The organism is Arthrobacter terrae (assembly GCF_015708085.1).
Taxonomy (GTDB): domain Bacteria; phylum Actinomycetota; class Actinomycetes; order Actinomycetales; family Micrococcaceae; genus Arthrobacter_M; species Arthrobacter_M terrae.
Genome location: NZ_JADNYM010000023.1, coordinates 1 through 23,960, shown reverse-complemented (window position 1 = coordinate 23,960; position 23,960 = coordinate 1). Strand labels below are relative to the sequence as shown.

Genomic DNA, 23,960 nt, shown 5'->3' with positions numbered 1-23,960 from the left:
CTGTGGGAAAAGTGAACAATTCTGCATTCAGGATGCGAGGACGGCGCCCATCCCGATCCGCACGGTGATTCCCACCAGGGGCGTCCCGCTGCGGTCCGGGCGGATACCGCGGTACCACCTCACTTACCGCCGCCGCTGCACTTTATGTGCCATTCGGCGTCGGCCGCTCATTAGCTGCTGTAACGGGCTTACCCGTCCGGTTCTACTGGTTGCACGCCGTCTACTGCGCAAAACTTTCTTCCGGAGGCTCACCGGTGATGGCCGGATCAACGCTGGTCCTTCTAGTCTAGGGGACCGGCAGGTAAAGTGCCTATCGGCCCGGGTGGCAGGAGCGGGTCCTTGGCCCGCCGCAGCACCCGCTACTCCTTCCCTGCCGTCCGATAGGTCGCTATGCTGGCGCCATGGAGCCTCGGGTGGTGCCAGCAGTTACGCAGGAGCGCCGGCCCCGCCGGCTTGGCTTCCTCATGGCTGCAGCCCTTGTCCTCGGGCTCCCGGCGGTACTGCTGACCCTGGTGCGTCTGGTTCCGGCCGATCTTGGCACACCGTGGATCCAGCTCGTCACGTTCACTCCCTATTTGGCGCTCCCGCTTGGCGGAGCTCTGGTGGGTGCTTGGGTAGCCTTTCGAAGGAGCGGGCACAGGTTCTTCCGCGTGCTCGCCGCTGCCTGTGCCTGTGCCCTGGTGCTGCAGCTGTTCTGGGTAGTACCGCGTCTCCTTCCGCCCCAGCCGGAACCAGCCGGACCGTCGCTGACGGTCATGTCAATCAACGCCCGCGACGCAAAAGCCTCGCCCGCGGACATTGTGGCCGCCGTCCGGCGGCACAAGGTGGATGTCCTCGTCGTGGTGGACCTCAACCGTTATCTCGCCCGCGACCTGCAGAAGGCCGGTCTTGGGCGAGAGCTGCCGCAAAGTGACGTTCGCCGGGTTCCCGGCGGGAGCGGGCTCTATTCGCGCTTCCCAATGCGTCCCGAGAGCATCCCGGGCCCGGAAGACAACAGTCTGCGGCAGGCCACGATTGTGCTGGCGAACGGTGCCTCCGAGATCCCCGTGCTCTTTTCTGCCGTCCACATCACCTCACCCCGGCCGCAACAAGTGGACGAATGGTCACGCACCTCCGCGCTGGTCAGGGGCGCAAGCCGACCGGGCACTCGAGCCGTAATGCTGGGAGATTTTAATTCGACCCTTGATCACGCGGGCTTTCGCGAATTGCTGGCCACCGGGTTCACGGATGCTGCCTCCGCGGCCGGGCAGTCACTGGTACCGACATGGCCCATTGGTGCGGCAGTTCCGCCCTTCGCAACCATTGATCACGTGCTGAGCAGCCCGGATCTGCGCCCGATCTGGTACACCACCGAGATAATCGGCGGCAGCGATCACGCCGCGGTACTGGCCAGGCTTAGTCTGCCCACCGACTGAATTGGTCCGACTGAATTGGTCCGCCCCCGCAGATCCGGCACAACTTAATGAACGCGCCGTCGCTGCTGCAGCCGTGCTGGAACGATTCCGCGGCGGCAGCGCCGCGGCCTTGCGTCCGCCCGAACGTCACGAACCGCTGCGGATCACCTTATACGCCGCTGCCTGGGCAACAGGGCGGACGACGATCTGGTCCATGTTAATGTGATGCGGAAGATTCAGCGCGTAAGCGAGGACATCGGCGACGTCGCCGGCCGTGAGCGGTTTGTCCACGCCAGCGTATGTCTTCTGCGCCGCGGCCTCGTTCCCACCGAGCCGGTTCAAGGCGAATTCCTCGGTGTGCACCATGCCCGGCAGGACCTCAATGACGCGCAGGTTGTTCTCAACCTCCTCCAGCCGAAGCGCCTTGGTGAGCGCATGCTGGGCAAACTTTGCAGCGTTATAGCCCCCGCCCCCCGCATAGGCCTCGATGCCTGCTGTCGATGTCAGGTTCAGCACCGTGCCCTCGCCGTGGTCGCGCAGCGCCGGCAGGAACGCCCGGATCATCCGCATCGTGCCGAGAACATTCACCCGGTACATCCAGTCCCAGTCATCCTGCTTGCCGTCGGCCATCTTGTCCGCTCCACGTGCACCGCCGGCAATGTTGACCAACGTGTCCAAGCCGCCGCGGCCGGCCACAAACGTCTGCAAAGCCGCCACGGCGCCGTCGTCCGTCACATCGGCCGTGAACGGCACTGCACCTGTATCAGCGGCCAACGCCTCGAGCCGGTCTGTCCGGCGGGCGACGGCGACGACGTACCATCCGTCCGCACACAGCTTGCGAACCGTGGCAGCACCGATGCCCGAGCTCGCCCCCGTCACCACTGCGCGCCGGAGACGCCCCGGCGCTGCAGACGGGGAAACGGACGGGGATGCGGATGAGGCGGATGCGGAAAGCGGGGATTCGGTCATGGTTCTAATCTAGTCCGGGATCTGCCCAACACCGGGGACATGAAAGAATCGGAACATGGCTGACCATCTTCCGGGCACAGACACGCCCGCCGCACCCACGTCCTCCGTCCCCGATAAGCCCGCCTTGGAGGGGCTCGAAGCCGTGCTGACCAAGCGCTGGCGGGAACAGGGGACGTACAAGTTTGATCGGAACACCAGCAGGGAGCAGGTCTATTCGATCGATACTCCCCCGCCCACCGCGTCCGGGTCACTGCATGTGGGTCACATGTTCTCCTACACGCAGACCGACGTCCTGGCCCGCTATCAGCGGATGCGCGGCAAGAACGTTTTCTACCCGATGGGCTGGGATGACAACGGTCTGCCCACCGAACGGCGGGTGCAGAACTATTACGGTGTCCGATGCGACCCGAAGCTGCACTACGACGCGGCGTTCACCCCGCCTGCACAGCCGGCAAAAAACGAACGTGACTTCATCCAGATTTCGCGCCGGAACTTCATTGAGCTGTGTGAAGAGCTTGCCGTGGAAGACGAAAAGGTTTTCGAGGACCTGTTCAGTACCTTAGGGCTGTCGGTGGATTGGGAGCTGACGTACCGGACCATTGATGGCTCCTCCCGTGCCGTGAGCCAGCGGGCTTTCCTGGCCAATCTGGCCGCCGGAGACGCCTACATGGCCGAAGCGCCGACCCTCTGGGATGTCACGTACCGCACCGCCGTTGCCCAGGCGGAGTTGGAGGACCGGGAACGTCCGGGCGCTTTCCATCGGGTGGCCTTCCACCGCGCGGACGGCGACCGGGTTTTCATTGAGACCACCCGGCCCGAATTGATTCCTGCCTGCGTGGCCCTGGTGGCGCACCCGGATGACGAGCGGTATCAGGCCTTGTTCGGCAGCACGGTCTTTTCGCCTCTCTACGGCGTGGAGGTAGAGGTCAAAGCCCATCCGCTGGCCAAGGCGGACAAGGGTTCCGGCCTGGTTATGGTCTGCACCTTCGGGGACCTGACCGACGTCACGTGGTGGCGCGAACTGCAGCTGCCGACCCGGGCCATCGTGGGCCGGGACGGGCGCATCCTCGCCGATACGCCGTCATGGATAAAGGGCGACGGCGTCGCGCACTATGCGGCGCTGGCCGGCAAGACCACGTTCAGCGCCAAGGAAACGGTAGTGGCACAGCTGCGCGAAAGCGGAGACCTGGACGGCGAGCCGAAGCCGATTACGCATTCGGTGAACTTCTACGAACGCGGCGACAAGCCACTGGAGGTCGTTACCAGCCGGCAATGGTACCTGCGTAACGGCGGCCGCGACGCCGACCGGCGCGAAAGACTCATTGGCCGGGGCAAGGAAGTCGCGTTTCACCCGGCATTCATGCGCTCGCGCTATGAGAACTGGGTGCAGGGGCTCAACGGCGACTGGCTGGTTTCCCGGCAGCGCTTCTTCGGCGTCCCGATACCGGTCTGGTACCCGCTCGACAGCGCCGGTAACCCGGACTACGCGCAGCCGATCCTCCCGGCGGACCAGACCCTGCCGGTGGATCCCGTCGCGGAGCCGGCTCCCGGCTTTGACGAAGCACAGCGCGACGTCCCCGGCGGATTCACCGGGGACGCGGATGTCCTGGATACGTGGGCGACCTCCTCATTGACCCCGCAGATTGTTGGTGGCTGGAGCCGGGACGAGGACCTCTTCGCCAAGGTCTTCCCCTTTGATCTGCGTCCGCAGGGCCACGACATCATCCGGACCTGGCTGTTTTCCAGTGTGGTCCGTGCCGATGCTCTGCAGTCAGCCGCACCTTGGAAGCACGCCGCCATTTCCGGTTGGATCCTGGATCCGGACCGCAAAAAAATGTCCAAGTCCAAGGGCAACGTAGTGGTTCCCACGGACGTGCTCAAGGACTTCGGCTCGGATGCGGTGCGTTATTGGGCCGCTTCCGCCAAGCTCGGGGCGGACACCGCGTATGAAATCGGCCAGATGAAGATCGGCCGACGACTGGCCATCAAGCTGCTCAATGCGTCCAAGTTTGTGCTCAATCTCGGCGCCACCGAGGCATCGGTGCTCAGCGCGACGGGTCCCGGCGCATCGGGACCGGCGACTAACCCCGGGGCTGGTCTCCGCAACGCGGAAAAAGCGCCCGCGTCGGGGCCCGCCACCAACTCCTTGTCCAATCCTTTGGATATGGCGCTGCTGGCTCAGCTGGCGGACGTCGTCGATCAGTCCACGGCAGCGTTTGAGGCCTATGACTATGCCCGGGCGCTGCAGTTGACGGAAACGTTCTTCTGGTCCTTCACCGACGACTATGTGGAGCTCATTAAGGACCGGGCCTATGGCGCCGCCGGTGACGCCGGGCAGGCCTCCGTGCTCGCGACGCTGGCCACCGCACTGGATTCCCTGCTGCGGCTTTTCGCGCCGTTCATCCCGTTCGCCACCGATGAGGTCTGGTCCTGGTGGCGCAGCGGGTCCGTGCACCGCACGCCATGGCCGGTAGCCTACCGCCCGTCGACCAATGCCACGGGCGAAGGTTCAGGGGATGTCACCATGCTGGCCACCGTCGGAGCGGCACTGAGCGGAATCCGTAAGGCCAAGTCCGAGGCCAAGGTCAAGCAGCGGACCGAGGTCCTCAGCGCCACTATCTGCGCCCCGGCCGGAGCGTTGGCCCGGCTGCAGGCAGGTCACGGCGATCTGCGCGCCGCAGGTAATGTCCGGGAGCTCACCCTCGCCGAGGGAGCCGAACTGGCCGTAACCGACATCGTTCTCGCACCCGTGGAGGAGCCGGTTCAGGAACCCAGCCAGAGGTAACTGAGCGACCCGCTCACCACGATGCACCGGGGACAATCAACGCAGCCGCAGGTGCTCTGCCCAAGCCCGGGAAGGGCGTTTGCGGCTGCTGGAAGCCAAACCTGCCTAGTTCCCGGTCCCGGCGAAGTCGACCGAGTCCGTGGTTACGGTTCCGCCTTGGAGCTCTCTCATATTGCCAGTAGAGGTTCGTGTGCGCGATCACCAGATCCGGTGCCGGTGCACCCCATTCGCTCTGATCCTCGGTGGTATGGGCGTCACTGACCAAGGTTGCATCGTAGCCGCGGATGATCGCCCCGTGCAGTGTGGACCGGATACACGCATCCGTCTGCGCCCCTGTCACGATCCTGACGCGTCAGCTCGAAGACGTACCGCCAGCCATCGCTGTCCTGGGGCAGTTCATCGTCGCAGTGCTGAAACCAGATGACCGGTGCGCCCTACACTCTTGCCTTCTCCACAAGAGCGGCAATGTTGGCAATCACGCGCTCACGATTGTAAGCACCGGCTACGACGTCATTCTGGACATCAATAACCAACAGCGCTGTCCGTGGGCGCTCTGACAGAGACATCATGGCGGTTTCTTCTGCACTTATTTACGGATGCCGGTAAAGACAGCTAAGTCTACTCGGCCTGCGGGTCTTCGGTGCGGCTGCGCTTGAGTTCGAAGAAGTAGGGGAACCCGGCGAGAGTGACGGTTGCATCCCACAGCCGCCCGGCATCTTCGCCACGGGGGATACGGGTGATCACCGGGCCGAAAAACGCCGTTCCGTTAAAGGACACCACGGGAGTACCGACGTCCGCACCCACTAAACTGATGCCGGACTCATGGCTGGCGCGAAGCGGCCCGTCGTACGTGTCCTCGGCAGCGAACCTCTGCAGATCGGATTCGAGCCCCACCTGAGCCAGCGCCTTGGCAATGACTTCCGTATAGTCCTGATTGCCGTTCACATGGATTTCGGTGCCCATCGCGTCGTAGAGCTCCTTGACGTATTGGGCACCGTGCAACTCCCGTGCCGCGGTGATCACGCGCACCGGACCGAGGCCGCGTTTCATCAGCGCTTCGTAGTCATCGGACAGGCCGCCTCGTCCCGCATTGAGCATCGAAAGGCTCATTACATGCCACTGAACGGAAATATCCCGGACCTTTTCCACCTCGCCGATCCACCGGGACGTTGCCCAGGCAAACGGGCACAGCGGGTCAAACCAGAAATCTGCGCTATTGGTCTTTGCCGTTTCGGAGTTCGAATTCGCGGATTCAGTCATGGGTCTCTCCTCATTGGATCATCTGGAAACAGTGCAGATCTGGTGTGGGACAGGAAACTGCAGCGGCCCGCAAAACGGCAGCGGATCTGAATCAGCGGCGTCAGGCCGACTTATTACGCCGCTTCGCCACCACGTCATGCGGGATCAGGGTCGGCTCGGTGGTCGAGTTCACCACTTCGGCGGTGATCACCACGCTGGCGATATCGTCCCGACCGGGCAGGTCGAACATCACCGGCTGCAGTACCTCTTCCATAATGGCCCGCAGCCCACGGGCCCCCGTGCCCCGATCCAGCGCCTTATCGGCAATCGCGTCGAGGGCATCGTCTTCAAAGACCAACTCCACACCGTCGAGCATGAACATTTTCTGGTACTGCTTGACCAGAGCGTTCTTCGGCTCGGACAGGATTTGGATCAGCGCCGCACGATCCAGATGCGAGACGGTGGTGATGACCGGCAGCCGGCCGATGAATTCGGGAATCAGCCCGAACTTCAGCAGGTCCTCCGGCATGACATCACCGTAGCTGGCTTCGACACGCTTAAGTGCGCTCAGCGGGGCGCCAAAGCCAATGCCCTTCTTCCCGGCCCGTGAACCAATGATTTCTTCCAGCCCGGCAAAGGCGCCGGCCACAATGAAGAGCACATTCGTGGTGTCGATCTGAATAAATTCCTGGTGCGGATGTTTCCGCCCGCCCTGCGGCGGCACGGAGGCGACGGTTCCCTCAAGAATCTTCAGCAGCGCCTGCTGCACGCCCTCCCCGGAGACGTCCCGGGTGATGGATGGATTCTCGCTCTTGCGGGAGATCTTGTCGATCTCGTCTATGTAGATAATTCCCTGCTCGGCTTTTTTGACGTCGTAGTCAGCGGCCTGGATCAGCTTCAGCAGGATATTTTCAACGTCTTCGCCGACGTAACCAGCCTCAGTCAATGCGGTCGCATCGGCGACGGCGAACGGAACGTTGAGCCGTCGGGCGAGTGTCTGCGCCAGGTACGTTTTACCGCAGCCGGTGGGTCCAATGAGCAGAATGTTGGACTTGGCCAGTTCTACTTCCTCGTGGGCTCCGCCCTCGGCAAGGGCATTACCCCGTGAACCGTGGCCCGCCTGAATCCGCTTGTAATGGTTGTAGACGGCCACCGCCAGGGAACGCTTCGCCGGCTCCTGACCAATGACATATTCCTGCAGAAAGTCAAAGATCTCACGCGGCTTGGGAAGTTCAAAACTGCCCAGATCGGCTACTTCGGCCAATTCCTCTTCGATGATCTCGTTGCACAGTTCAATGCATTCATCGCAGATATAAACACCGGGACCGGCGATGAGTTTCCGGACCTGCTTCTGGCTCTTGCCACAAAAAGAACACTTCAGTAGATCAGTGCTCTCACCCATCCGAGCCATCTGTGTTTCCCTTTCGCATTGGGCGCGAATGCGCCTTGGCCCGTGAAACGGACCGTTGGTACGGGCGGTCATGCCCCGTACCCTTTCTCCACTCTAAGCCACAAAACCGGTCCTGCGTGGAAGCCAAACGCCGGAGCGGCGCACTTTTCCTGCCCGCCCCGACGGTACTCATCGGCAGCTACTTGGTGATGGCCTGCGGCTTAATCTTCCGGGGAGCCAGCACCTCGTCGATCAGGCCGTATTCCTTGGCCTCAGCCGCGGTGAGGATCTTGTCCCGCTCGATGTCGTTATTGACCTGCGCCGGGGTCCGCCCGGAGTGGTGGGCGAGCGTGTCCTCCAGCCAGGTGCGCATGCGCATGACCTCATTGGCCTGGATTTCAATATCAGAGGCCTGACCTCCATCGCCACCGGACAGGGCCGGCTGGTGAATCAGCACCCGGGCGTTTGGCAGCGCCAATCGCTTGCCGGGCGCCCCGGCGGCAAGCAGTACCGCTGCGGCGCTGGCCGCCTGGCCCAGGCACACGGTCTGGATCTCCGGCCGGACAAACTGCATGGTGTCGTAAATAGCAGTCATAGCGGTAAAAGATCCACCGGGCGAGTTGATGTAAAGGGTGATGTCACGATCCGGATCGGTCGATTCCAGCACCAGCAACTGCGCCATCACATCGTCTGCGGAGGCGTCGTCAACCTGAACGCCAAGGAAAATGATCCGGTCCTCGAACAGCTTGGTGTAAGGATCCTGACGCTTGAAGCCGTAGGGTGTGCGCTCCTCGAACTGAGGCAGCACGTACCGGTCTGTGGGCATATTGGCTGCGAAGCCACCGGCTGATGCTCCGAAATTATAGGTCATTGTTCTCTAAGCTCCTGAAGTATGGGAAATCGGCGTAGACGGGGAACTGTGACTATTCCTGGGCAGTTCCACCACCGCCGGAGACGGAGCCGGCATGCGCTGCGATCTTGTCGAAGAAGCCGTACTCCAGCGCCTCTTCAGCCGTGAACCACTTGTCGCGGTCGTTGTCCTTAAGGATCTTTTCCACCGACTGTCCGGTCTGTTCGGCGGTCAGGTCAGCCATGACCTTCTTCATGTGCAAAATCAGTTCCGCCTGGATCTTAATGTCCGACGCGGTTCCACCGATCCCACCGGAGGGCTGGTGCATGAGAATACGTGCGTGCGGGGTGGCGTAGCGTTTGCCCTTGGTACCGGAGGACAGCAGGAACTGACCCATCGAAGCCGCCAAACCGGTAGCTACCGTCACCACGTCATTGGGGATGTACTTCATCGTGTCGTAAATCGCCATACCCGCGGTTACGGACCCGCCGGGCGAGTTGATGTAGAGGAAGATGTCCTTTTCCGGATTCTCGGCGGAGAGCAGCAGCAACTGGGAGCAAATGACGTTCGCATTATCGTCGCGGACCTCCGAGCCCAACCAGATAATCCGCTCCTTGAGCAGTCGATTGAAAATGTAGTCATCGCGGCCCGACGCGTCCTGCGTCGCCATCGTCGGCGCTGTACTTTGCTGTGTCATGGTGAAACTGCCTCTCGATCGTGACTGCGTGCCGGCTCTACATCTACTTCAACGAGCACTGTCATCCTGCGAACATCTCTTCCATGGACAGTAGCGGTTTCGACCGACATTTTGTTTCGTGAAACCTACCTGTTCGCTGACGGCGCATCACCGTCAGCAGGATGGACGACGGCGGCGCACGCGGACTTAAAGCATGCCGCCGCCGGCCCCAAAGGGAGCCGGCGGCGGCATCAATACCGGTCACAGTGCAGCGGCAATGGTGTCCTAAAAGCACGTTCCTGCCCTAAAAGGACATGACCGTCCGAAAGGACCCGACCGTCTAAAAGGACCTTTCTGCCCTAATAGAGCGCCGAGGAAGGCAGCTGCCCAACGGTGCCGCTAGAAGCGGGCTGCGCCCGGGTCATCGCCGGCAGGAGCGTCTTCTTCAGCCGATTTTGCTGCATCAACCGCTGCATCATTTGCGTCTTCCGCTGCGTCGACGTCGTCGGCCTCCAGCGTCTCGATTTCGTCGTTGGCTTCCACATCGTCGGCTTCGGCCTCGTCGTCACCGGCGCTCACAAAAGAGCTCAGATCCACCGCCTCGCCGTTGGTGTCGGTGACGTTGGCCTGCGCCAGAACCGCGGCCAGCGCCTTGCGGCGGCGGACCTCGGAGACAATCATCGAGACCTGACCGGTGGAGTCAAGCATCTGTGCGAACTGGTTCGGCTCCATGCCGTACTGGCTGGCGGAGGAAACGATGTATTCGATCAGTTCGTTCTGGCTGACACCGATTTCTTCCTTGTCCGCAATGGAGTCAAGGATGATCTCATTGCGGAATGCGCGCTCGGTGTTCGTTCTGACCTCGGCACGATGTTCTTCCGTGTCATGGTCCTCGCCACCGTGGCCGCCTTCGCCGTTGAAATGCTGTTCCAGCTGCTCGGCGATGACGGATTCCGGAATAGGAACTTCGATCATTTCCAGGAGCTTATCCAGGACCTTGTCCCGGGCCTCGACGCCCTGGTCTACAACCTTGGCTTCGGCGACCTGCTTGGCCAGATCCTCGCGCAGCTCTGCAATCGTGTCGAATTCACTGGCCAACTCGGCAAAATCATTGTCAGCTACCGGAAGCTCGCGCTCCTTGACAGAGCGCACCGTCACCGTCACCTGAGCGGCTTCACCTGCATGGTCCCCGCCGGCCAGCTTGGTATCGAAGACGGTCACTTCATCCACGCTCAGACCGGTGACCGCCTCATCGAGGCCCTCCAGCATGGTGCCGGCGCCAACCTCATAGGAAAGCCCTGAAGCGGAGTCGACCTCCTCGCCGTCGATCCGGGCGGCGATGTCAATCGAAAGGAAATCACCCTCAGCGGCCGGACGATCAAGGGTCTTCAGCGTGCCGAAGCGGCCGCGCAGCTCATCAAGGGACTTGTCGATGTCCTCATCCGCGGTCTCAGCCGCTGCCACCTCGACAGCGATTGCGCTGTAGTCAGGGAGTTCAATCTCGGGACGGACGTCCACCTCGACGTGGAACTTCAGCCCGCCTTCGGTCGCGGCCGGGTCCGGGACCTCGGTGATTTCAACCTCGGGGCGGCTGAGCGGGCTGATGCCCGCTTCCTGGACCGCAGCCTGGTACCAACCGTTGAGACCGTCATTGACCGCCGTCTCCAGGACATACCCGCGGCCAACGCGCTGGTCAATCAGACGATTCGGGACTTTGCCCTTGCGGAAGCCCGGTACCTGGACCTGGGTAGCAATCGTCTTGTATGCCTCATCGATGCTGGGCTTCAATTCCTCGAAAGGAACCTCAACATTGAGCTTGACCCGAGTGGGTGTGAGGTTTTCGACGGCGCTCTTCACAGCATGTACTCCTGAAATGGTCGATAGGTGATTGGTCAATAGCAGCATGTGTCCGGCGTTTGTGCTGTCGGACAATGCTGAGTCGGGGCGACGTGATTCGAACACGCGACCCCCTGGTCCCAAACCAGGTGCGCTACCAAGCTGCGCCACGCCCCGCAATGCACCGGTAAGTCTACGGGCAAAACATGGTCTGTGCACAATTCCCGGCATAATCCGGTCTCCAGCCAGCTGCCATTTGACAGCACCTGCCCCCGGTATGGTGTAGTTATACCCGGCCGACGGAGCGAACGTGTTTCGCCGCGGCCGGCATGGGGGCGTAGCTTAATGGTAAAGCCTCAGTTTTCCAAACTGATGACGCGGGTTCGATTCCCGTCGCCCCCTCTCCTCGATTCCTTTTCAGATCCCGCATCCGGGCGTCCCCTCCCCGCATTCACGCCAACAGTTCAGGTCAGCAGTTCACGCCCCGGGGCCTGATGCCTGGCACTGCGGACACCAATACAGCTTCCGGTTTCCGAGCTCGATCAGGGCAATCTCAGTTCCGCAGATCCGGCACGGAAGTCCTTCCCGCTTGTAGACGTAGTGTGCCTCCCCCACCGGCACCGGTATTGCTGGTGAAGCCCGGTCCGCCGGAAGGGTCGTAATAATCCGGCCGTCGCGGACGCCGTCGCGCATCAGCAAGACAAGGTCCAGCCACAAGGCGGCAAGCCGTTGGGCCGACAACGCAGAACCGGGCAACCACGGGTTAAGGCGCTGCCGGAAGAGAACCTCAGCCCGGTAAACATTGCCGACGCCGGCCAGAACCTGCTGATTCATCAGCAACAGCGCCACGGCGGTTCGGCTGGCACCGGCGCGCCGGGAAAATGCGGCGGCATCGCCGGGACAGTTATGCAGGGGATCCGGACCCAACTTGCCGATCGCGGTCGCCACCTGCGCAGGGGTGAGGACCTCACAGGCGGTTGGTCCGCGCAGATCCGCCCAGCCGTGCCCGGAGACCAGCCGGACCCGGACGGCGCCTTTGGGCTCCGGTGGCCCGGCGTACCCTTCGGGATCAGTCGTACTGCCGGGCTCGATTCCGATTTCACCGGGCGTCCCGGTACGGGCACGTTGGATTTCCCGCTCGCCGATCCGCCGCGGGGCACCAATGCTTGAGGCGCCTGCGAAGGTCTTATCCCCGCCGAAATCCCAGGCCCCGTAGAGGCCCAGGTGCACGCGGAGCACCAGCTCGTTGTCGAAACCGAGGAAGAGCTGTTTGCCGTGCGCGTCCGCGTGCAGCAACACCTGCCCGTCCAACAGCGCTGCGCCGGAAGCGAAGCGCCCCTGCGGGCTGGAAACACTAAGCCGCTGGCCGGCAAAGACATCCTGGAACTGACGGGCGAGGCGGTGGATTGAGTGACCTTCAGGCATATTTATTTCCTTGGATCCGCCGGTTGGGCAGCAGGCTGTGCTGTCTGTGCAGTCAATGCAGTCCTTGGGCTACTGCGTAACCTGACCGGTGGCCTCATAAGAGCTGATCTTGGCAATGCGGCGTACATGGCGCTCGTCGCCGCTGAAGGGTTCCGCCAGAAACGCCTCAATGATCTGTGTTGCCTCCTCGACGGAGTGCTGGCGTCCGCCAACCGCGACTACGTTGGCGTCGTTGTGCTGCCGGGCCAGCCGTGCGGTGTCAAGATTCCAGGCCAGTGCCGCACGGACTCCGTGGACCTTGTTCGCCGCTATCTGCTCGCCGTTACCGGAGCCGCCCAGCACGATGCCCAGTGCATTGATGCCCTTCGCCTGATCCGCCATTACGGCTCGGGCCGCATTGATACAAAATGCCGGGTAGTCATCCTGGGCGTCGTAGACCTTCGGCCCATGGTCCACCATTTCGTACCCGGCGGCGCCCAGGTGCTCGATCAGATGCGCGCTTAATTCCATGCCGGCGTGATCGGTGGCGATGTGGATGCGGACGGGGCTCATGGAGGGGTCCTTTTCGTGGCGGTTTCTGATCCGGCTGCGTGGCGGTATCGCGTGCTTCCTGCTTCCCAGCCTACAAGTTGCCCGGACTATTCCGGCAACGGTGCCGGCCCTTCGGCGCTCTGCCGTCCTGCATACTTGTTGAGCAGTGTTGCCAGTTCGTCGCCGACTTCCCTGCTCGGTGCGCCAATGATGACGGCTGAGCCGTTTTCCAACCGGACGACGACGGCGGGACCACTGGCCGCCATAAAGGACGCAGTAGCGTCACGCCGGCGCAGCCCCCATCCGCCATAGTCGCGAGCACGCGTATCCAGCACAGCCGCTGCCTCCACCGTCGACGCCGGAGCACGCAGCACCGGGAGCACTCCCGCCAGCAGCACCCGTGCGCCATCCCGATCGGCGTCCACCAGCGCCGTGAGCGAAAAAATTACTGCCAGCGCCAGGCCGAAGACCAGCGCCCCCAGCCATGGCAACGCTACGGCGATCAAAGCACCGGGTAAAACTCCGGCGAGCAGGATCATGATCAGAACCGAACTGCGCGGACGGATCCAATACATCAGCCGGTTGCGCGCCAGCTCCGGATCCAAGGCAACCAGCAGCGCCTCGTCGTCATGCCGCGTCCACTGCTCCTCCGGCTTGTAAACCATCGCTATCACCACCCCGAGAGACAAGGCCGCGCCGCTGCCCATCGCCAGAACCACGGGGTCCGGCTGGCCGCTGGGAACACCGCCGCTACCGGCCTGAGCCACCAAGGTTGACCCGAAAAGCGCCGTCAGAAACAGTTCCGCGGCGAAGGCGGCGCCGAGCAGCAGCCGGCGGACCGCCCGCGGCAGCGACGTCCGCGCCGCCTGAGTTCCGAGGGCAATTCCCACAATGGCTATGCACGCCGCACCTACGCCCAGGAAGCCGACCGGAGTCAACGGCGAACCACCGAACGGCAGCAGGGCACCTTTGGGGACTTCGCCCCGCAGGGTGTAACCGGCCAAACCAAAGCAGATCGCCAGGACCAAGGGAAAAATAACCGTAAATCGCAGCGCGCGCTTGTCCACGGCCGCGCGTTCCCCTGCGTCCATTCGGGCTCCCTTTGGACGCTCCCTGCGATTCATGTACTCTCCAGCGTTCTGGTGGTCTTGCTCCAGCCTAATCCTCAGCGCGCTTGTCCCGCCGTGCCGTCGGCTTGTCGTTTCCGAATGACAAACATGTCAGCTATCCGCCGCCGGAGCGAAATAAGTGGAACAATGAACCCAATGTCGCAGGCGATCCCAATCGGCGGCATCCCGTCCGCCAAACAATGGAGGCCACGCAAGTGCCTGAGAACCAACTGACCGGAATGAATCTAACGCGCGACCAGGCACGGGAACGGGCTTCGCTGATAGCCGTGGACTCCTATAACGTCACGCTTGACCTCACCGGCGGCGACACAGTGTTCTCCTCCGTCACCGTGGTGAGATTCCGCGCCACGGCAGGCGCCTCGACGTTCATCGATGCCATCACCGACTCGGTGCACTCGGTGACGCTGAACGGCGTCGAGCTTGATCCCAGGGACGTTTCAGACGGCGTCCGCATCCAGCTGCCGCAGCTGGCAGCGACCAACGTCCTGACCATCGTCGCCGACGCCCTGTACATGAATACCGGGGAAGGCCTGCACCGCTTCGTTGATCCGGTGGACGGGGAAGTTTACCTTTACAGCCAGTTCGAGGTCCCGGACAGCCGGCGCATGTTTGCCGTCTTCGAACAACCGGATCTGAAGGCAACCTTCACCTTCAACATCACAGCCCCCGCTCACTGGGATGTCATCTCTAACTCACCGACGCCGGAACCGCTGACGGTGGGCCAAAACGCCACGTGGAACTTTGCGCCCACGCCGGTGATCTCCTCTTACATCACGGCACTGATCGCCGGTCCGTACCAGAACGTCCGCAGCGAGCTCACCAGCTCCGACGGCCGCACCGTTCCGCTGGGGGTCTTCGCCCGCAAATCCCTCATGCAGTACCTGGACGCGGAAAATATCTTTGAACTGACGCGCCAGGGCTTTGAATTCTACGAGCAGCAGTTCGGCACGCCCTATCCTTTCGCCAAGTACGATCAGCTCTTCGTTCCGGAATTCAACGCGGGTGCAATGGAGAACGCCGGAGCGGTGACGTTCCTGGAAACGTATGTGTTCCGCTCCAAGGTGACCGACGCCGTCGTCGAACGTCGCGCGATCACCATCCTCCATGAGCTGGCACACATGTGGTTTGGCGATCTGGTGACCATGCGCTGGTGGAACGATCTGTGGCTTAACGAGTCCTTCGCGGAGTTCATGTCCACGCTCGCGGCGGCGGAAAACACCCGGTACACCAACGCCTGGACCACTTTTTCCTCGATGGAAAAGTCCTGGGCCTACCGGCAGGACCAACTGCCCAGCACACACCCGATAGTCGCCGAAATCAAGGACCTGGATGATGTGCTGGTCAATTTTGACGGCATCACTTATGCCAAGGGTGCTTCCGTGCTCCGCCAGCTGGTGGCCTGGGTGGGGCAGGAGGAATTCATGGCGGGTGTGCGTGCCTACTTCGGCCGGCATGCCTGGGGCAACACTGAGCTGGCGGATCTGCTGCGCGAGCTGGAGGTCTCCAGCGGCCGCGACCTGAAGAACTGGTCCGCGCTATGGCTGGAAACGGCCGGCGTGAACACTCTGCGCCCGCAGATCACGGTGGATGACGACGGTATTATCACCGGATTTGCCGTGCTGCAGTCGGCTGTGCGGGAGTATCCCACGCTCCGACCGCACCGCGCCGCCATCGGCTTCTACAATCTGGCCGACGAGGGAGAAAATTCGGGCAAGCTGGTCCGCACCCACCGGGTGGAGCTGGATGTGGACTCCGACCGCACCGAGGTTCCCGAGCTGGTCGGCATGGCGCGACCGGCGCTGGTCCTGCTCAACGACGACGATCTGGCGTACGCAAAGGTCCGGCTGGATGAGACCTCCCTGGCCGTGGCCAAGGCGCATCTGAAAGACTTCGCGGATTCGCTGCCGCGCACGCTGGTCTGGGGATCGGCCTGGGACGCGGCGCGCGACGGCGAAACCCCGGCCCGCGAATACGTGGATCTGGTGCTGGCCAATATTGCCGCCGAGTCCGATTCCTCGGTGGTCACGGTGCTGCTGCGCCAGCTGGCCACGACACTGGCCTTCTACATTGCCCAAGACCATTGCCAAGCCGTCACGGAGCAGACCGCCGACATGCTCTTCACCCTCGCCGGGCAAGCTGCACCGGGATCCGATTCGCAGCTGCAGTTCGTTAAATCCTTTGGCTCGCTGGCCCGCAGCCCCCAGCAGCTCGATGCCGTCGCCCAGCTATTCACCGGTGACGGCGGACTGGCCGGCGTTGAGGTCGATCAAGACCTGCGCTGGGAGCTGCTCACCTCCCTGGTCACCGGGGGCCGGAAGGGCGCGGCCGACATCGAGGCCGAGCTGGCACGCGATCACACCCAGACCGGTGAGCTTGCCGCGGCGGGTGCCCGCGCCGCGATTCCGACGGCGGAGGACAAGACAGCGGCCTGGGACGCCGTCGTCGTGGCCGGCGACATGCCTAACGCGGCACAGCGCTCAGCTATCAGCGGCTTCGTCCGGGTAAATGACACCAAACTGCTGGAGCCCTTTGTGGCCAAATATTTTGCTGCCATCCGCGAGGTTTGGGCCACGAAATCACACGAGATCAGTTCCACGATTGTCACCGGTCTTTACCCATCCCAGTTGGTGGCGCAGAGCACCATCGACGCCACTGATGCCTTTTTATCCGAGCTGGGTGCGGACACACCGTCGCTGCGCCGTTTGGTGCTGGAGAGCCGGGATGGCGTCGTCCGTGCGCTGAAGGCGCGCGCGGCAGACAAGTAAGCACAGCCGCCGGGCGGGGCTGGTTTCGACTGCCCGGCCCGGCTGCGGCCGACCCGACCTACACTGGGTGCATGGTCAACAACGAGCATTCCTATGCAGTATCCGTTTCCTGGACGGGTAATCGCGGTACCGGCACATCCGGGTACCGCGATTACGGGCGGGGCCATGAGATCTCTGCCGTGGGACTGCCGACCCTGCAGGGGTCAGCGGATCCAACCTTCCACGGCGACCGGGACCGCTGGAATCCGGAATTATTGCTGCTGACGGCGCTGGCCCAGTGTCACATGCTCTCGTACCTGCATGTCGCAGTGAACCACGGGCTAGTAGTGACCAGTTACCGTGACGAGGCGGTCGGTATGCTGGCGCTGAATCCCGACGGCAGTGGACAATTTGTCTCCGCAACCCTTCGACCTGTCCTCGGCCTTATGGACCCCGGCCAGGCAGAGCTGGCCGCCAGGCTGCACGCGGAGGCTGCGCAAAAGTGCTTCATCGCCCGCAGCGTGAATTTCCCCGTCCACCACGAACCGCTGATCAGCTAAGAACCAGCAAGTATGCACTACCCCCAGGACCGCCAGGCCGAGAGTGCAGCCGGCCCGGTCAACGGCGCTAGGGTTAAAGGAAAGGGAAATCCACAGGATCAATGGAAAGGCTCATCATAGTGACGTGGAATTGGGATCTGGCCTGGAGCCGGCTGCTGGCTGTGGGAATCGCCATTCTGGTCAACTTCATTATCTGGGCCGTGCTGCGCTTGGTCATCTCGCGCATCGTGCGGCGGATCCGCCTCGGCAGCAGCATTCTCAATATCCGGGGATTCAGGTGGGCCCAGCCCGTTCTGCGCACGCTTGACAGCGAACGCCGGGTTAAGCGCGCAGAGACCATTGGTTCGCTGTTGAATTCCGTGGTAACCGTAGTGATAGTGGTCATCGCGGTCATCTACGTCCTACAGGTCCTGGGCGTCAACATCGCACCCGTCCTGACCAGCGTCGGTATTTTGGGAATCGCCATCGGTTTTGGCTGCCAGCAGCTGATCAGAGACTTCCTGGCCGGCATCTTCATCACCATGGAAGACCAATACGGCATTGGAGATTCCATCGAAACCAGCGATGTCGTGGGCGTGGTGGAGTCCGTCGGACTCCGCATCACCCGGGTCCGCGCGCCGGATGGCGCGATCTGGTACCTGCGCAACGGGGAAATCCTCCGGCTCGGAAACCGATCGCAGGGGAACTACATCGCACCTGCATCCGACTCCCCCGCGCCGGACAACCCGGTACCTTCGTCGGATCCGGTCGGAGGCACAGCCAGATGACGGTTGACAACACGGCCGGCAATACCTCCGGGGGCGCAGGCACCAGCACGGACACCGGGACAGGCATCGGCACGGGCACCGGCACGGACACGGACACGAACGGCGGCAGCTTTTACGATGCTGTGGGCGGTCACAAGACCTTTGTCAGGCTGGTGCACGTCTTTTATCAGGGGATCGCGCAGGATCCGCTGCTGCGCCCGATGTACCCCGAGGATGATCTGCATCCGGCCGAAGAACGCATGCGCATGTTCCTGGAGCAGTACTGGGGAGGGCCCCGAACTTATTTGGAGCAGCGCGGCCACCCGCGACTGCGGATGCGCCATGTCCCGTTCGTCGTAACGCCGCAGGCCCGCGACCGCTGGCTGGTGCATATGCGCGCCGGCGTCGACGCGCTGAACCTCCCGCCGCTGCAGGAGGCGACGCTCTGGGATTACCTGGAACGGGCGGCCCATTCGATGGTGAACTCAGCCTAGCCACGACCCAGCCGCTGCCGATGTGCTGCCCACTTAAATTGACTGGTCAGGCTTCCGCGCCCGGGCGGATCAGGACGTGGCCGCGGCCGGTGCTCAGGCGCAACCAGCGAGCGGACCGGAACAGCACCGCGGTATCCCCCGGTGTCAGGAACCCGAGGACATGGGCGGCAAAGGCGGCGCCAGCGGGCAACGCCTGAACCATTCCGGGGATGAGACGTCCCCAAACGGCGGCACGGGCATTATTGACAATCATGGCGCCGGGATTCGCCGGAATGATTTGAGCCACCTCCCGCGCACCATCGCCGGCGATCCGGATCAGTTCCTCCGGGTCGATCTCCGTGACGCGTTCCCAACCTCCCCGGGGCGCACTGATGCCGGCCCAGGACTCGTGCAGCGTCGTCGGCGGCACCGCAAGTCTGACGTCGTCGTCGGACATTCGAGCCAGCCGATCCGAAACCGCGGCCAGCGGCACCGTGGCATCAAGGTCCGCCGGCACAGCCAACGCCATGGTGCGCAGCCCCAGAATAGTGGGAGTCCCCTCACCCAACAGTTTCGGGCGCATCACGCAGACATAGGCGGCCAGAACGGTACCGGCCGCAACCAGCCGCGTGGCGCCGTCGTCCGCTGCCCGCGCCCTGGAGACAAAGGTGCGCAGATCAGCCACCGTGCCCTGGTCCGCGAGTTCAAGGACCGGCTGCGGCGTGAAGCCGCTCATGCTTTGGCACCAAGCGGAGCCGCCGAGACGGCCGCGGTCTGGCGACGCCGAAAATGCACGTCCTCGCCCAGCCAGGTTTCCAAGGCATGGCGTTGCGTTGCACTGAGCCGGACCGGGCGTCCGGTCGCACGCGACACCACGACTATGCCGGAGCTGGCCTGCGCGTAGATTACGGAGCCGTCCCGTTCCGCCACGGTGTAACCGAAATCGAAACTGGAACCGCCGAGCCGAGTAACCCAGATATTGACAAAAACCGGTTCCGGACGGAAGACCAGCGGCACAAGATACTCGATCTCGTGCCGGCCAACCAGCGTAAACAATTCCGCACCGACCAGATCCTCAAAGGAATCCGCCGCACCCGCCCCCGGTCCTGCAGCCGTGCCCAACGGCGTGTGGAACAGCTGGACACGGGCGTCCTCGAGATATTGCAGATAAACCACGTTATTAACATGCCCATAAGAATCAATATCGCCGAAACGGATCTGCAGCGGAATCTGGATTACTGTTGCCATCCCTCCATCATCGCCCAGCGCGCCGAAGCCAGCGAATCGTGTTTCCGGCCACGAATGTTTGAGCGCCTTGGAAATGGCACATAGAGTCAATTCATGACGGAATCCACCGCGGTACAGGAACCAATGACGACTCTGCTGGAGCTGCTGGATCTCAGTGAGGCCGACGGCGCGCAAACGGACGAGGAAATCTTCGTCGGCGTCTCGCAGAAACAGCCTGCGCAGCGTGTGTTCGGTGGTCAGGTGCTTTCGCAGTCGCTCATAGCCGCAATCAGGACCGTTGATGCAAACCGGCCCGTGCATTCAATGCACGGCTATTTCCTGCGTCCAGGAGACGCCAATCAGCCGATCACCTTCGGCGTGCAGCGGCTCCGCGACGGGCGATCGTTCTCGGCCCGGCGAACGCACGCCTATCAGAACGGCGTTCCCATCCTGTCCATGATCGCTTCATTTCAGGTCCCGGACACGGGCATTGAACACCAGGATACGATGCCGCTGGACGTCCCCGATCCAGAAACCCTGCCCAGTGCCGCGCACCTACTGGGCAGCATCGACCACCCGGTGGCGCAATCCTGGGCGTTCGGCCGGCCCTTCGACATCCGGCATATCGAGAGCGACATTTACCTTCATGTGGACGGCAACCACGCAGCACACCAGGGCGTGTGGATTAAAACCATCGGCACCATGCCCGATGACCCGAATCTGCATCGTGCAGCGCTCGCCTATGCCAGCGACTACACGCTGCTGGAGCCCTCCCTCCGCCGGCACGGGATCAGCTGGATCACCAAGGGGCTCAGCATCGCAAGCCTGGACCACGCAATGTGGTGGCACCGTCCGGTCCGCGTGGACGAATGGCTCCTCTATCTGGCCGAATCCCCCAGCGCTTCCGGGGCCCGTGGGCTCAATACCGGGAAGGTCTTCAACCGTGCCGGGCAGCTGGTAGCTTCGGTGGCGCAGGAAGGCATGATCCGTCTTCCCGACAAATCTTCCGCCTAGGTGAGGTGTTGGCGGGCAAACAACAGCAGCCCGCGTAGTAACGGTAATGCCAAAAGCACTGCACCTTTTTTGGAAATTGTTTTTGCGAAAAGCAACGGCCGGTCCCCAGGGGCCGGCCGTTGCTTATTCACCTCCCGCGCTAGTCGCGCGTCAGGCGGCGGTGCGTGACGCTATGCGGACGCGCGGCGTCTGCACCCAATCGCTCAATCTTGTTGGCCTCGTACGAGTCGAAGTTACCCTCGAACCAATACCAGTTAGCCGGATTGTCATCGGTGCCCTCATAGGCCAAAATATGCGTCGCCACCCGGTCCAGGAACCAGCGGTCGTGCGAAACGACGACGGCACAGCCTGGGAATTCCAGCAGCGCATTCTCCAGGCTGCTCAAAGTTTCCACGTCCAGGTCGTTAGTCGGCTCATCGAGCAGGAGCAGATTCCCGCCCTGTTTCAAAGTCATCGCCAGATTGAGCCTGTTGCGCTCGCCTCCGGAGAGCACTCCTGCCTTTTTCTGCTGGTCCGGGCCCTTGAAGCCGAAGGCTGCAACGTAGGCGCGGGAGGGCATCTCCACCTGACCGACCTGAATGTAGTCCAAACCATCGGAGACGACTTCCCACAGGGACTTGTTGGGATCAATCCCGCCCCGGCTCTGATCAACGTAGGAAATCTTGACCGAGTCCCCGACCTTTAGCTCGCCGCTGTCCAGCGGTTCAAGACCAACGATGGTCTTGAAAAGCGTCGTCTTACCCACACCGTTGGGGCCGATCACCCCGACGATGCCGTTGCGGGGAAGGCTGAAGGACAATCCGTCGATCAGGACGCGATCGTCATACCCCTTCTGCAGATTCTTCGCATCCAGTACCAATCCGCCCAGCCTCGGTCCCGGGGGAATCTGGATTTCTTCAAAGTCCAGCTTCCGGGTGCGGTCCGCCTCGGCCGCCATTTCCTCGTAACGGGCCAGACGTGCCTTGGATTTGGTCTGCCGGCCCTTGGCGTTGGATCGGACCCAGTCCAGTTCCTCGGTAAGCCGCTTCGCCTGCTTCGCGTCTTTCTTACCCTGTACTTCCAGGCGGGCGCGCTTCTTTTCCAAGTAGGTGGAGTAGTTGCCCTCGTAGGGGTACAGGTGGCCACGATCCACTTCTGCTATCCACTGGGCCACGTGGTCCAGGAAGTACCGATCGTGGGTGACGGCGAGGACAGCGCCGGTATAACTGGTCAGGTGCTGCTCAAGCCAGAGCACGCTTTCCGCGTCAAGGTGGTTGGTCGGTTCGTCCAGCAGGAGCAGATCCGGCTTCTGCAACAACAGTTTGCACAACGCAACCCGCCGACGTTCGCCACCGGAAAGAACAGTGACATCCGCATCTCCGGGTGGGCAGCGCAGAGCGTCCATCGCCTGTTCGAGCTGGGAATCCAAATCCCACGCGTCGGCGGCATCAATGGCTTCCTGCAGTTTGCCCATTTCCTCGAGCAGCACATCGAAGTCGGCGTCCGGGCTGGCCATTTCCTCGGAGATGGCGTTGAAACGTTGAATCTTCCCGTAGATTTCTGCGACACCTTCCTGGACGTTTCCCAGCACGGTTTTATCCTCATTCAGCGGCGGTTCCTGCAGCAGGATCCCCACAGAGTATCCCGGGCTCAGCCGCGCCTCACCATTGGACGGCGTGTCCAGCCCGGCCATAATCTTCAAAATTGTTGACTTACCGGCACCGTTGGGACCCACGACGCCGATCTTTGCCCCTGGGAAGAAGGACATGCTTACGTCGTCGAGGATTACTTTTTCGCCAACGGCCTTGCGTGCCTTGGTCATTGTGTAGATAAATTCCGCCATGCATCAAGGCTAGCCGCTGCCGGAGGAGAACTCACATTCGGTGATTACGGTTGACCTTATCTGCGGGCCGGGACCACACCGGCAATTCTCCGAACCATGGGAGGGCCCGAATTTCCGCCTGAAGCCGGGCAGTGCTCCGAATACACGCTCCCGCTGGCCCGCCGTAATACGCGCTCCCGCTGGCCCGCCGTGGTTCATCCGTTCCTTTAGTGCTAATACGGCGGTTCCGCCGGCACTACCTCCCCGGTGGCCGTATTGACAAAACCACCCTCTTCCAAAGCAGAGACGTCGTCGGGAACCTCCACAGCGGTGCCAGCGGGACCATCGTTTGGATCCCCGGCAGCTGCGGCGGTTTCATCGTCTTCGCCGGAGCCGCTCCCGTTCTCCAATCCCTCGCCCGGCTCTCCCCCGGCTCCGGTTTCCCTGTGCGGGGCGGCATGCCGTTGGAAAACCGCCGTGCCCCAGAACAAATCGTGTCCCAAGGTGTCAGCGTCCAGGTTTACCGATGTCCCGGTACGCCCGTCATCACGGACCCACTGCCGGATCTTTAGCCGGCCGGTCACGATGACACGTTGACCCTTGTTGACGCTGAACGCCGTGTTCTGAGCCAGCTGACGAAAGGTCGATACGTGAAACCAGTTGGTGTCCCCATCCACCCACTCATTGGTGGCTTTGTCCTGCTTGCGCTCAACCGAGCCCAGTTCAAAGCTGGCGATACAGACTCCAGCCTCCGTAGTGAAGCGCCGTACTTCCGTTGCGACGAACCCGCGGACCGTAATTACATCAGTCATCTCATTGCCTTCCCTCGTGCCACCGTTCGCGGCTTTGTGCAGATGCATTAAGCAAACTGCGCCAGAGGACGGCGGACCAGAGGTTGGAGTGGCTCTGTGTTCACAGCCGGTGGCAGGAGTGCCTGTGGAGGAGAATATGATAGTTGCTTTGCTGCCGGTAGGCCGCCGGAATAGTTGGGCAAGCAACGGCAGGGGGGCCGACAACGGTGGGTCTTGGGTGGTTCCGGTGTGAATATCACCGGAAAGCAAAGCTCAGGACTCCGGATATAGCGGCTGACTGGTTTGGCGGTTCCTTGATTTCCCGGGGTTTCCAGTGGCTTGGTGGCTGTTAATTTTGCTCATTTTCCGATATAATTAA

At 62.3% G+C, this 23,960-nt stretch carries 22 protein-coding genes and 2 tRNA genes; 8 read left to right on the top strand and 16 right to left on the bottom strand.

The annotated features are described in order from the left end of the window. Nucleotides 1-413 precede the first annotated feature (413 nt). Nucleotides 414-1,415: an endonuclease/exonuclease/phosphatase family protein gene (locus IV500_RS16315; protein WP_196397877.1), complete on the top strand. Its 1,002-nt coding sequence runs from the start codon at nucleotides 414-416 to the stop codon at nucleotides 1,413-1,415. A gap of 126 nt (nucleotides 1,416-1,541) precedes the next feature. Here IV500_RS16315 and IV500_RS16310 read toward each other — a convergent pair whose 3' ends face one another. Beyond that, on the bottom strand, nucleotides 1,542-2,363 hold the full coding sequence (locus IV500_RS16310) for an SDR family oxidoreductase (RefSeq protein WP_196397876.1): 822 nt from the start codon (nucleotides 2,361-2,363) through the stop codon (nucleotides 1,542-1,544). Between the two features lie 55 nt (nucleotides 2,364-2,418). On the opposite strand from IV500_RS16310, the gene valS reads away from it, so the two are divergent. Then, nucleotides 2,419-5,148 carry a valine--tRNA ligase gene (gene valS / locus IV500_RS16305; protein WP_196397875.1) on the top strand — a complete coding sequence of 910 codons (2,730 nt, stop codon included), beginning with the start codon at nucleotides 2,419-2,421 and terminating at the stop codon, nucleotides 5,146-5,148. Between the two features lie 13 nt (nucleotides 5,149-5,161). Here valS and IV500_RS22185 read toward each other — a convergent pair whose 3' ends face one another. The 8 genes from IV500_RS22185 to IV500_RS16270 all read right to left on the bottom strand — a co-directional run bounded on the left by IV500_RS22185 (nucleotide 5,162) and on the right by IV500_RS16270 (nucleotide 11,316). Beyond that, nucleotides 5,162-5,488: an isochorismatase family protein gene (locus IV500_RS22185; RefSeq protein ID WP_312875964.1), complete on the bottom strand. Its 327-nt coding sequence runs from the start codon at nucleotides 5,486-5,488 to the stop codon at nucleotides 5,162-5,164. 94 nt (nucleotides 5,489-5,582) lie between these two features. Then, nucleotides 5,583-5,717: an isochorismatase family protein gene (locus IV500_RS22180; RefSeq protein WP_312875963.1), complete on the bottom strand. Its 135-nt coding sequence runs from the start codon at nucleotides 5,715-5,717 to the stop codon at nucleotides 5,583-5,585. Between the two features lie 49 nt (nucleotides 5,718-5,766). Next, nucleotides 5,767-6,408: a mycothiol-dependent nitroreductase Rv2466c family protein gene (locus IV500_RS16295; RefSeq protein ID WP_196397874.1), complete on the bottom strand. Its 642-nt coding sequence runs from the start codon at nucleotides 6,406-6,408 to the stop codon at nucleotides 5,767-5,769. Between the two features lie 100 nt (nucleotides 6,409-6,508). Continuing rightward, nucleotides 6,509-7,798 (bottom strand): ATP-dependent Clp protease ATP-binding subunit ClpX, encoded by a 1,290-nt coding sequence (gene clpX / locus IV500_RS16290; RefSeq protein WP_196397873.1) that lies wholly within the window; start codon nucleotides 7,796-7,798, stop codon nucleotides 6,509-6,511. 178 nt (nucleotides 7,799-7,976) lie between these two features. Continuing rightward, nucleotides 7,977-8,648 (bottom strand): ATP-dependent Clp protease proteolytic subunit, encoded by a 672-nt coding sequence (locus IV500_RS16285; RefSeq protein WP_196397872.1) that lies wholly within the window; start codon nucleotides 8,646-8,648, stop codon nucleotides 7,977-7,979. 52 nt (nucleotides 8,649-8,700) lie between these two features. After that, nucleotides 8,701-9,324: an ATP-dependent Clp protease proteolytic subunit gene (locus IV500_RS16280; protein WP_196397871.1), complete on the bottom strand. Its 624-nt coding sequence runs from the start codon at nucleotides 9,322-9,324 to the stop codon at nucleotides 8,701-8,703. Nucleotides 9,325-9,702: 378 nt separating this feature from the next. Continuing rightward, the gene (gene tig, locus IV500_RS16275; protein WP_196397870.1) at nucleotides 9,703-11,160 is read right to left on the bottom strand and encodes a trigger factor; all 1,458 of its coding nucleotides are present in this window, start codon (nucleotides 11,158-11,160) and stop codon (nucleotides 9,703-9,705) included. Nucleotides 11,161-11,242: 82 nt separating this feature from the next. After that, nucleotides 11,243-11,316: transfer RNA gene (locus IV500_RS16270), tRNA-Pro, on the bottom strand. Nucleotides 11,317-11,470: 154 nt separating this feature from the next. Here IV500_RS16270 and IV500_RS16265 point away from each other — a divergent pair. Continuing rightward, nucleotides 11,471-11,541 (top strand) — tRNA-Gly (locus tag IV500_RS16265). 75 nt (nucleotides 11,542-11,616) lie between these two features. On the opposite strand, the gene IV500_RS16260 is transcribed toward IV500_RS16265, so the two are convergent. The 3 genes from IV500_RS16260 to IV500_RS16250 form a co-directional block, all read right to left on the bottom strand. Continuing rightward, complete coding sequence (locus IV500_RS16260; protein ID WP_196397869.1) at nucleotides 11,617-12,564, bottom strand: Fpg/Nei family DNA glycosylase; 948 nt, start codon at nucleotides 12,562-12,564, stop codon at nucleotides 11,617-11,619. A gap of 69 nt (nucleotides 12,565-12,633) precedes the next feature. Next, a complete protein-coding gene (locus IV500_RS16255) occupies nucleotides 12,634-13,116 on the bottom strand; it encodes a ribose-5-phosphate isomerase (protein ID WP_196397868.1) in 483 nt (160 codons plus the stop codon). Nucleotides 13,117-13,202: 86 nt separating this feature from the next. Next, nucleotides 13,203-14,186: a phosphatidylglycerol lysyltransferase domain-containing protein gene (locus tag IV500_RS16250; protein WP_196397867.1), complete on the bottom strand. Its 984-nt coding sequence runs from the start codon at nucleotides 14,184-14,186 to the stop codon at nucleotides 13,203-13,205. Nucleotides 14,187-14,443: 257 nt separating this feature from the next. Between IV500_RS16250 and pepN the strand changes: the two genes are divergently transcribed. The 4 genes from pepN (at nucleotide 14,444) to IV500_RS16230 (ending at nucleotide 18,769) form a co-directional block, all read left to right on the top strand. Further along, nucleotides 14,444-16,990, top strand: coding sequence for an aminopeptidase N (pepN, locus tag IV500_RS16245; protein ID WP_196397917.1), 2,547 nt, complete (start codon nucleotides 14,444-14,446; stop codon nucleotides 16,988-16,990). Nucleotides 16,991-17,061: 71 nt separating this feature from the next. Next, nucleotides 17,062-17,529 carry an OsmC family protein gene (locus IV500_RS16240; protein ID WP_196397866.1) on the top strand — a complete coding sequence of 156 codons (468 nt, stop codon included), beginning with the start codon at nucleotides 17,062-17,064 and terminating at the stop codon, nucleotides 17,527-17,529. A 101-nt stretch (nucleotides 17,530-17,630) separates the two neighbouring features. After that, the gene (locus IV500_RS16235; protein ID WP_196397865.1) at nucleotides 17,631-18,296 is read left to right on the top strand and encodes a mechanosensitive ion channel family protein; all 666 of its coding nucleotides are present in this window, start codon (nucleotides 17,631-17,633) and stop codon (nucleotides 18,294-18,296) included. A 65-nt stretch (nucleotides 18,297-18,361) separates the two neighbouring features. Next, on the top strand, nucleotides 18,362-18,769 hold the full coding sequence (locus IV500_RS16230) for a globin (protein ID WP_312875967.1): 408 nt from the start codon (nucleotides 18,362-18,364) through the stop codon (nucleotides 18,767-18,769). Nucleotides 18,770-18,815: 46 nt separating this feature from the next. Here the strand turns inward: IV500_RS16230 and IV500_RS16225 are convergent, their stop codons facing one another. Further along, entirely contained in the window at nucleotides 18,816-19,484 is a 669-nt protein-coding gene (locus IV500_RS16225; protein ID WP_196397863.1) for a DUF8185 domain-containing protein, read from the bottom strand. Beyond that, a complete protein-coding gene (locus tag IV500_RS16220; RefSeq protein ID WP_196397862.1) occupies nucleotides 19,481-19,996 on the bottom strand; it encodes an acyl-CoA thioesterase in 516 nt (171 codons plus the stop codon). Before IV500_RS16220 ends, IV500_RS16225 begins: the two co-directional genes overlap by 4 nt. A gap of 93 nt (nucleotides 19,997-20,089) precedes the next feature. On the opposite strand from IV500_RS16220, the gene IV500_RS16215 reads away from it, so the two are divergent. Next, nucleotides 20,090-20,989 (top strand): acyl-CoA thioesterase, encoded by a 900-nt coding sequence (locus tag IV500_RS16215; protein WP_196397861.1) that lies wholly within the window; start codon nucleotides 20,090-20,092, stop codon nucleotides 20,987-20,989. A gap of 139 nt (nucleotides 20,990-21,128) precedes the next feature. On the opposite strand, the gene ettA is transcribed toward IV500_RS16215, so the two are convergent. Together ettA and IV500_RS16205 are read right to left on the bottom strand one after the other, a co-directional pair. Continuing rightward, nucleotides 21,129-22,811 (bottom strand): energy-dependent translational throttle protein EttA, encoded by a 1,683-nt coding sequence (gene ettA / locus IV500_RS16210; RefSeq protein ID WP_196397860.1) that lies wholly within the window; start codon nucleotides 22,809-22,811, stop codon nucleotides 21,129-21,131. A gap of 212 nt (nucleotides 22,812-23,023) precedes the next feature. Next, nucleotides 23,024-23,602, bottom strand: a complete 579-nt coding sequence (locus IV500_RS16205) for a single-stranded DNA-binding protein (protein ID WP_196397859.1) — start codon at nucleotides 23,600-23,602, stop codon at nucleotides 23,024-23,026. Between the last annotated feature and the right edge of the window lie 358 nt (nucleotides 23,603-23,960).

Coding starts and splice junctions, on each gene's coding strand:
- IV500_RS16205 (WP_196397859.1), bottom strand. CDS start 23,602: ATGACTGATGTAATTACGGTCCGCGGGTTCGTCGCAACGGAAGTACGG.
- IV500_RS16285 (WP_196397872.1), bottom strand. CDS start 8,648: ATGACCTATAATTTCGGAGCATCAGCCGGTGGCTTCGCAGCCAATATG.
- IV500_RS16250 (WP_196397867.1), bottom strand. CDS start 14,186: ATGGACGCAGGGGAACGCGCGGCCGTGGACAAGCGCGCGCTGCGATTT.
- IV500_RS16225 (WP_196397863.1), bottom strand. CDS start 19,484: ATGAGCGGCTTCACGCCGCAGCCGGTCCTTGAACTCGCGGACCAGGGC.
- IV500_RS16215 (WP_196397861.1), top strand. CDS start 20,090: ATGACGGAATCCACCGCGGTACAGGAACCAATGACGACTCTGCTGGAG.
- IV500_RS22180 (WP_312875963.1), bottom strand. CDS start 5,717: ATGATGTCTCTGTCAGAGCGCCCACGGACAGCGCTGTTGGTTATTGAT.
- ettA (WP_196397860.1), bottom strand. CDS start 22,811: ATGGCGGAATTTATCTACACAATGACCAAGGCACGCAAGGCCGTTGGC.
- IV500_RS16220 (WP_196397862.1), bottom strand. CDS start 19,996: ATGGCAACAGTAATCCAGATTCCGCTGCAGATCCGTTTCGGCGATATT.
- IV500_RS16235 (WP_196397865.1), top strand. CDS start 17,631: ATGGAAAGGCTCATCATAGTGACGTGGAATTGGGATCTGGCCTGGAGC.
- IV500_RS16255 (WP_196397868.1), bottom strand. CDS start 13,116: ATGAGCCCCGTCCGCATCCACATCGCCACCGATCACGCCGGCATGGAA.
- IV500_RS16310 (WP_196397876.1), bottom strand. CDS start 2,363: ATGACCGAATCCCCGCTTTCCGCATCCGCCTCATCCGCATCCCCGTCC.
- IV500_RS16260 (WP_196397869.1), bottom strand. CDS start 12,564: ATGCCTGAAGGTCACTCAATCCACCGCCTCGCCCGTCAGTTCCAGGAT.
- valS (WP_196397875.1), top strand. CDS start 2,419: ATGGCTGACCATCTTCCGGGCACAGACACGCCCGCCGCACCCACGTCC.
- IV500_RS16240 (WP_196397866.1), top strand. CDS start 17,062: ATGGTCAACAACGAGCATTCCTATGCAGTATCCGTTTCCTGGACGGGT.
- clpX (WP_196397873.1), bottom strand. CDS start 7,798: ATGGCTCGGATGGGTGAGAGCACTGATCTACTGAAGTGTTCTTTTTGT.
- IV500_RS16280 (WP_196397871.1), bottom strand. CDS start 9,324: ATGACACAGCAAAGTACAGCGCCGACGATGGCGACGCAGGACGCGTCG.
- IV500_RS16295 (WP_196397874.1), bottom strand. CDS start 6,408: ATGACTGAATCCGCGAATTCGAACTCCGAAACGGCAAAGACCAATAGC.
- pepN (WP_196397917.1), top strand. CDS start 14,444: ATGAATCTAACGCGCGACCAGGCACGGGAACGGGCTTCGCTGATAGCC.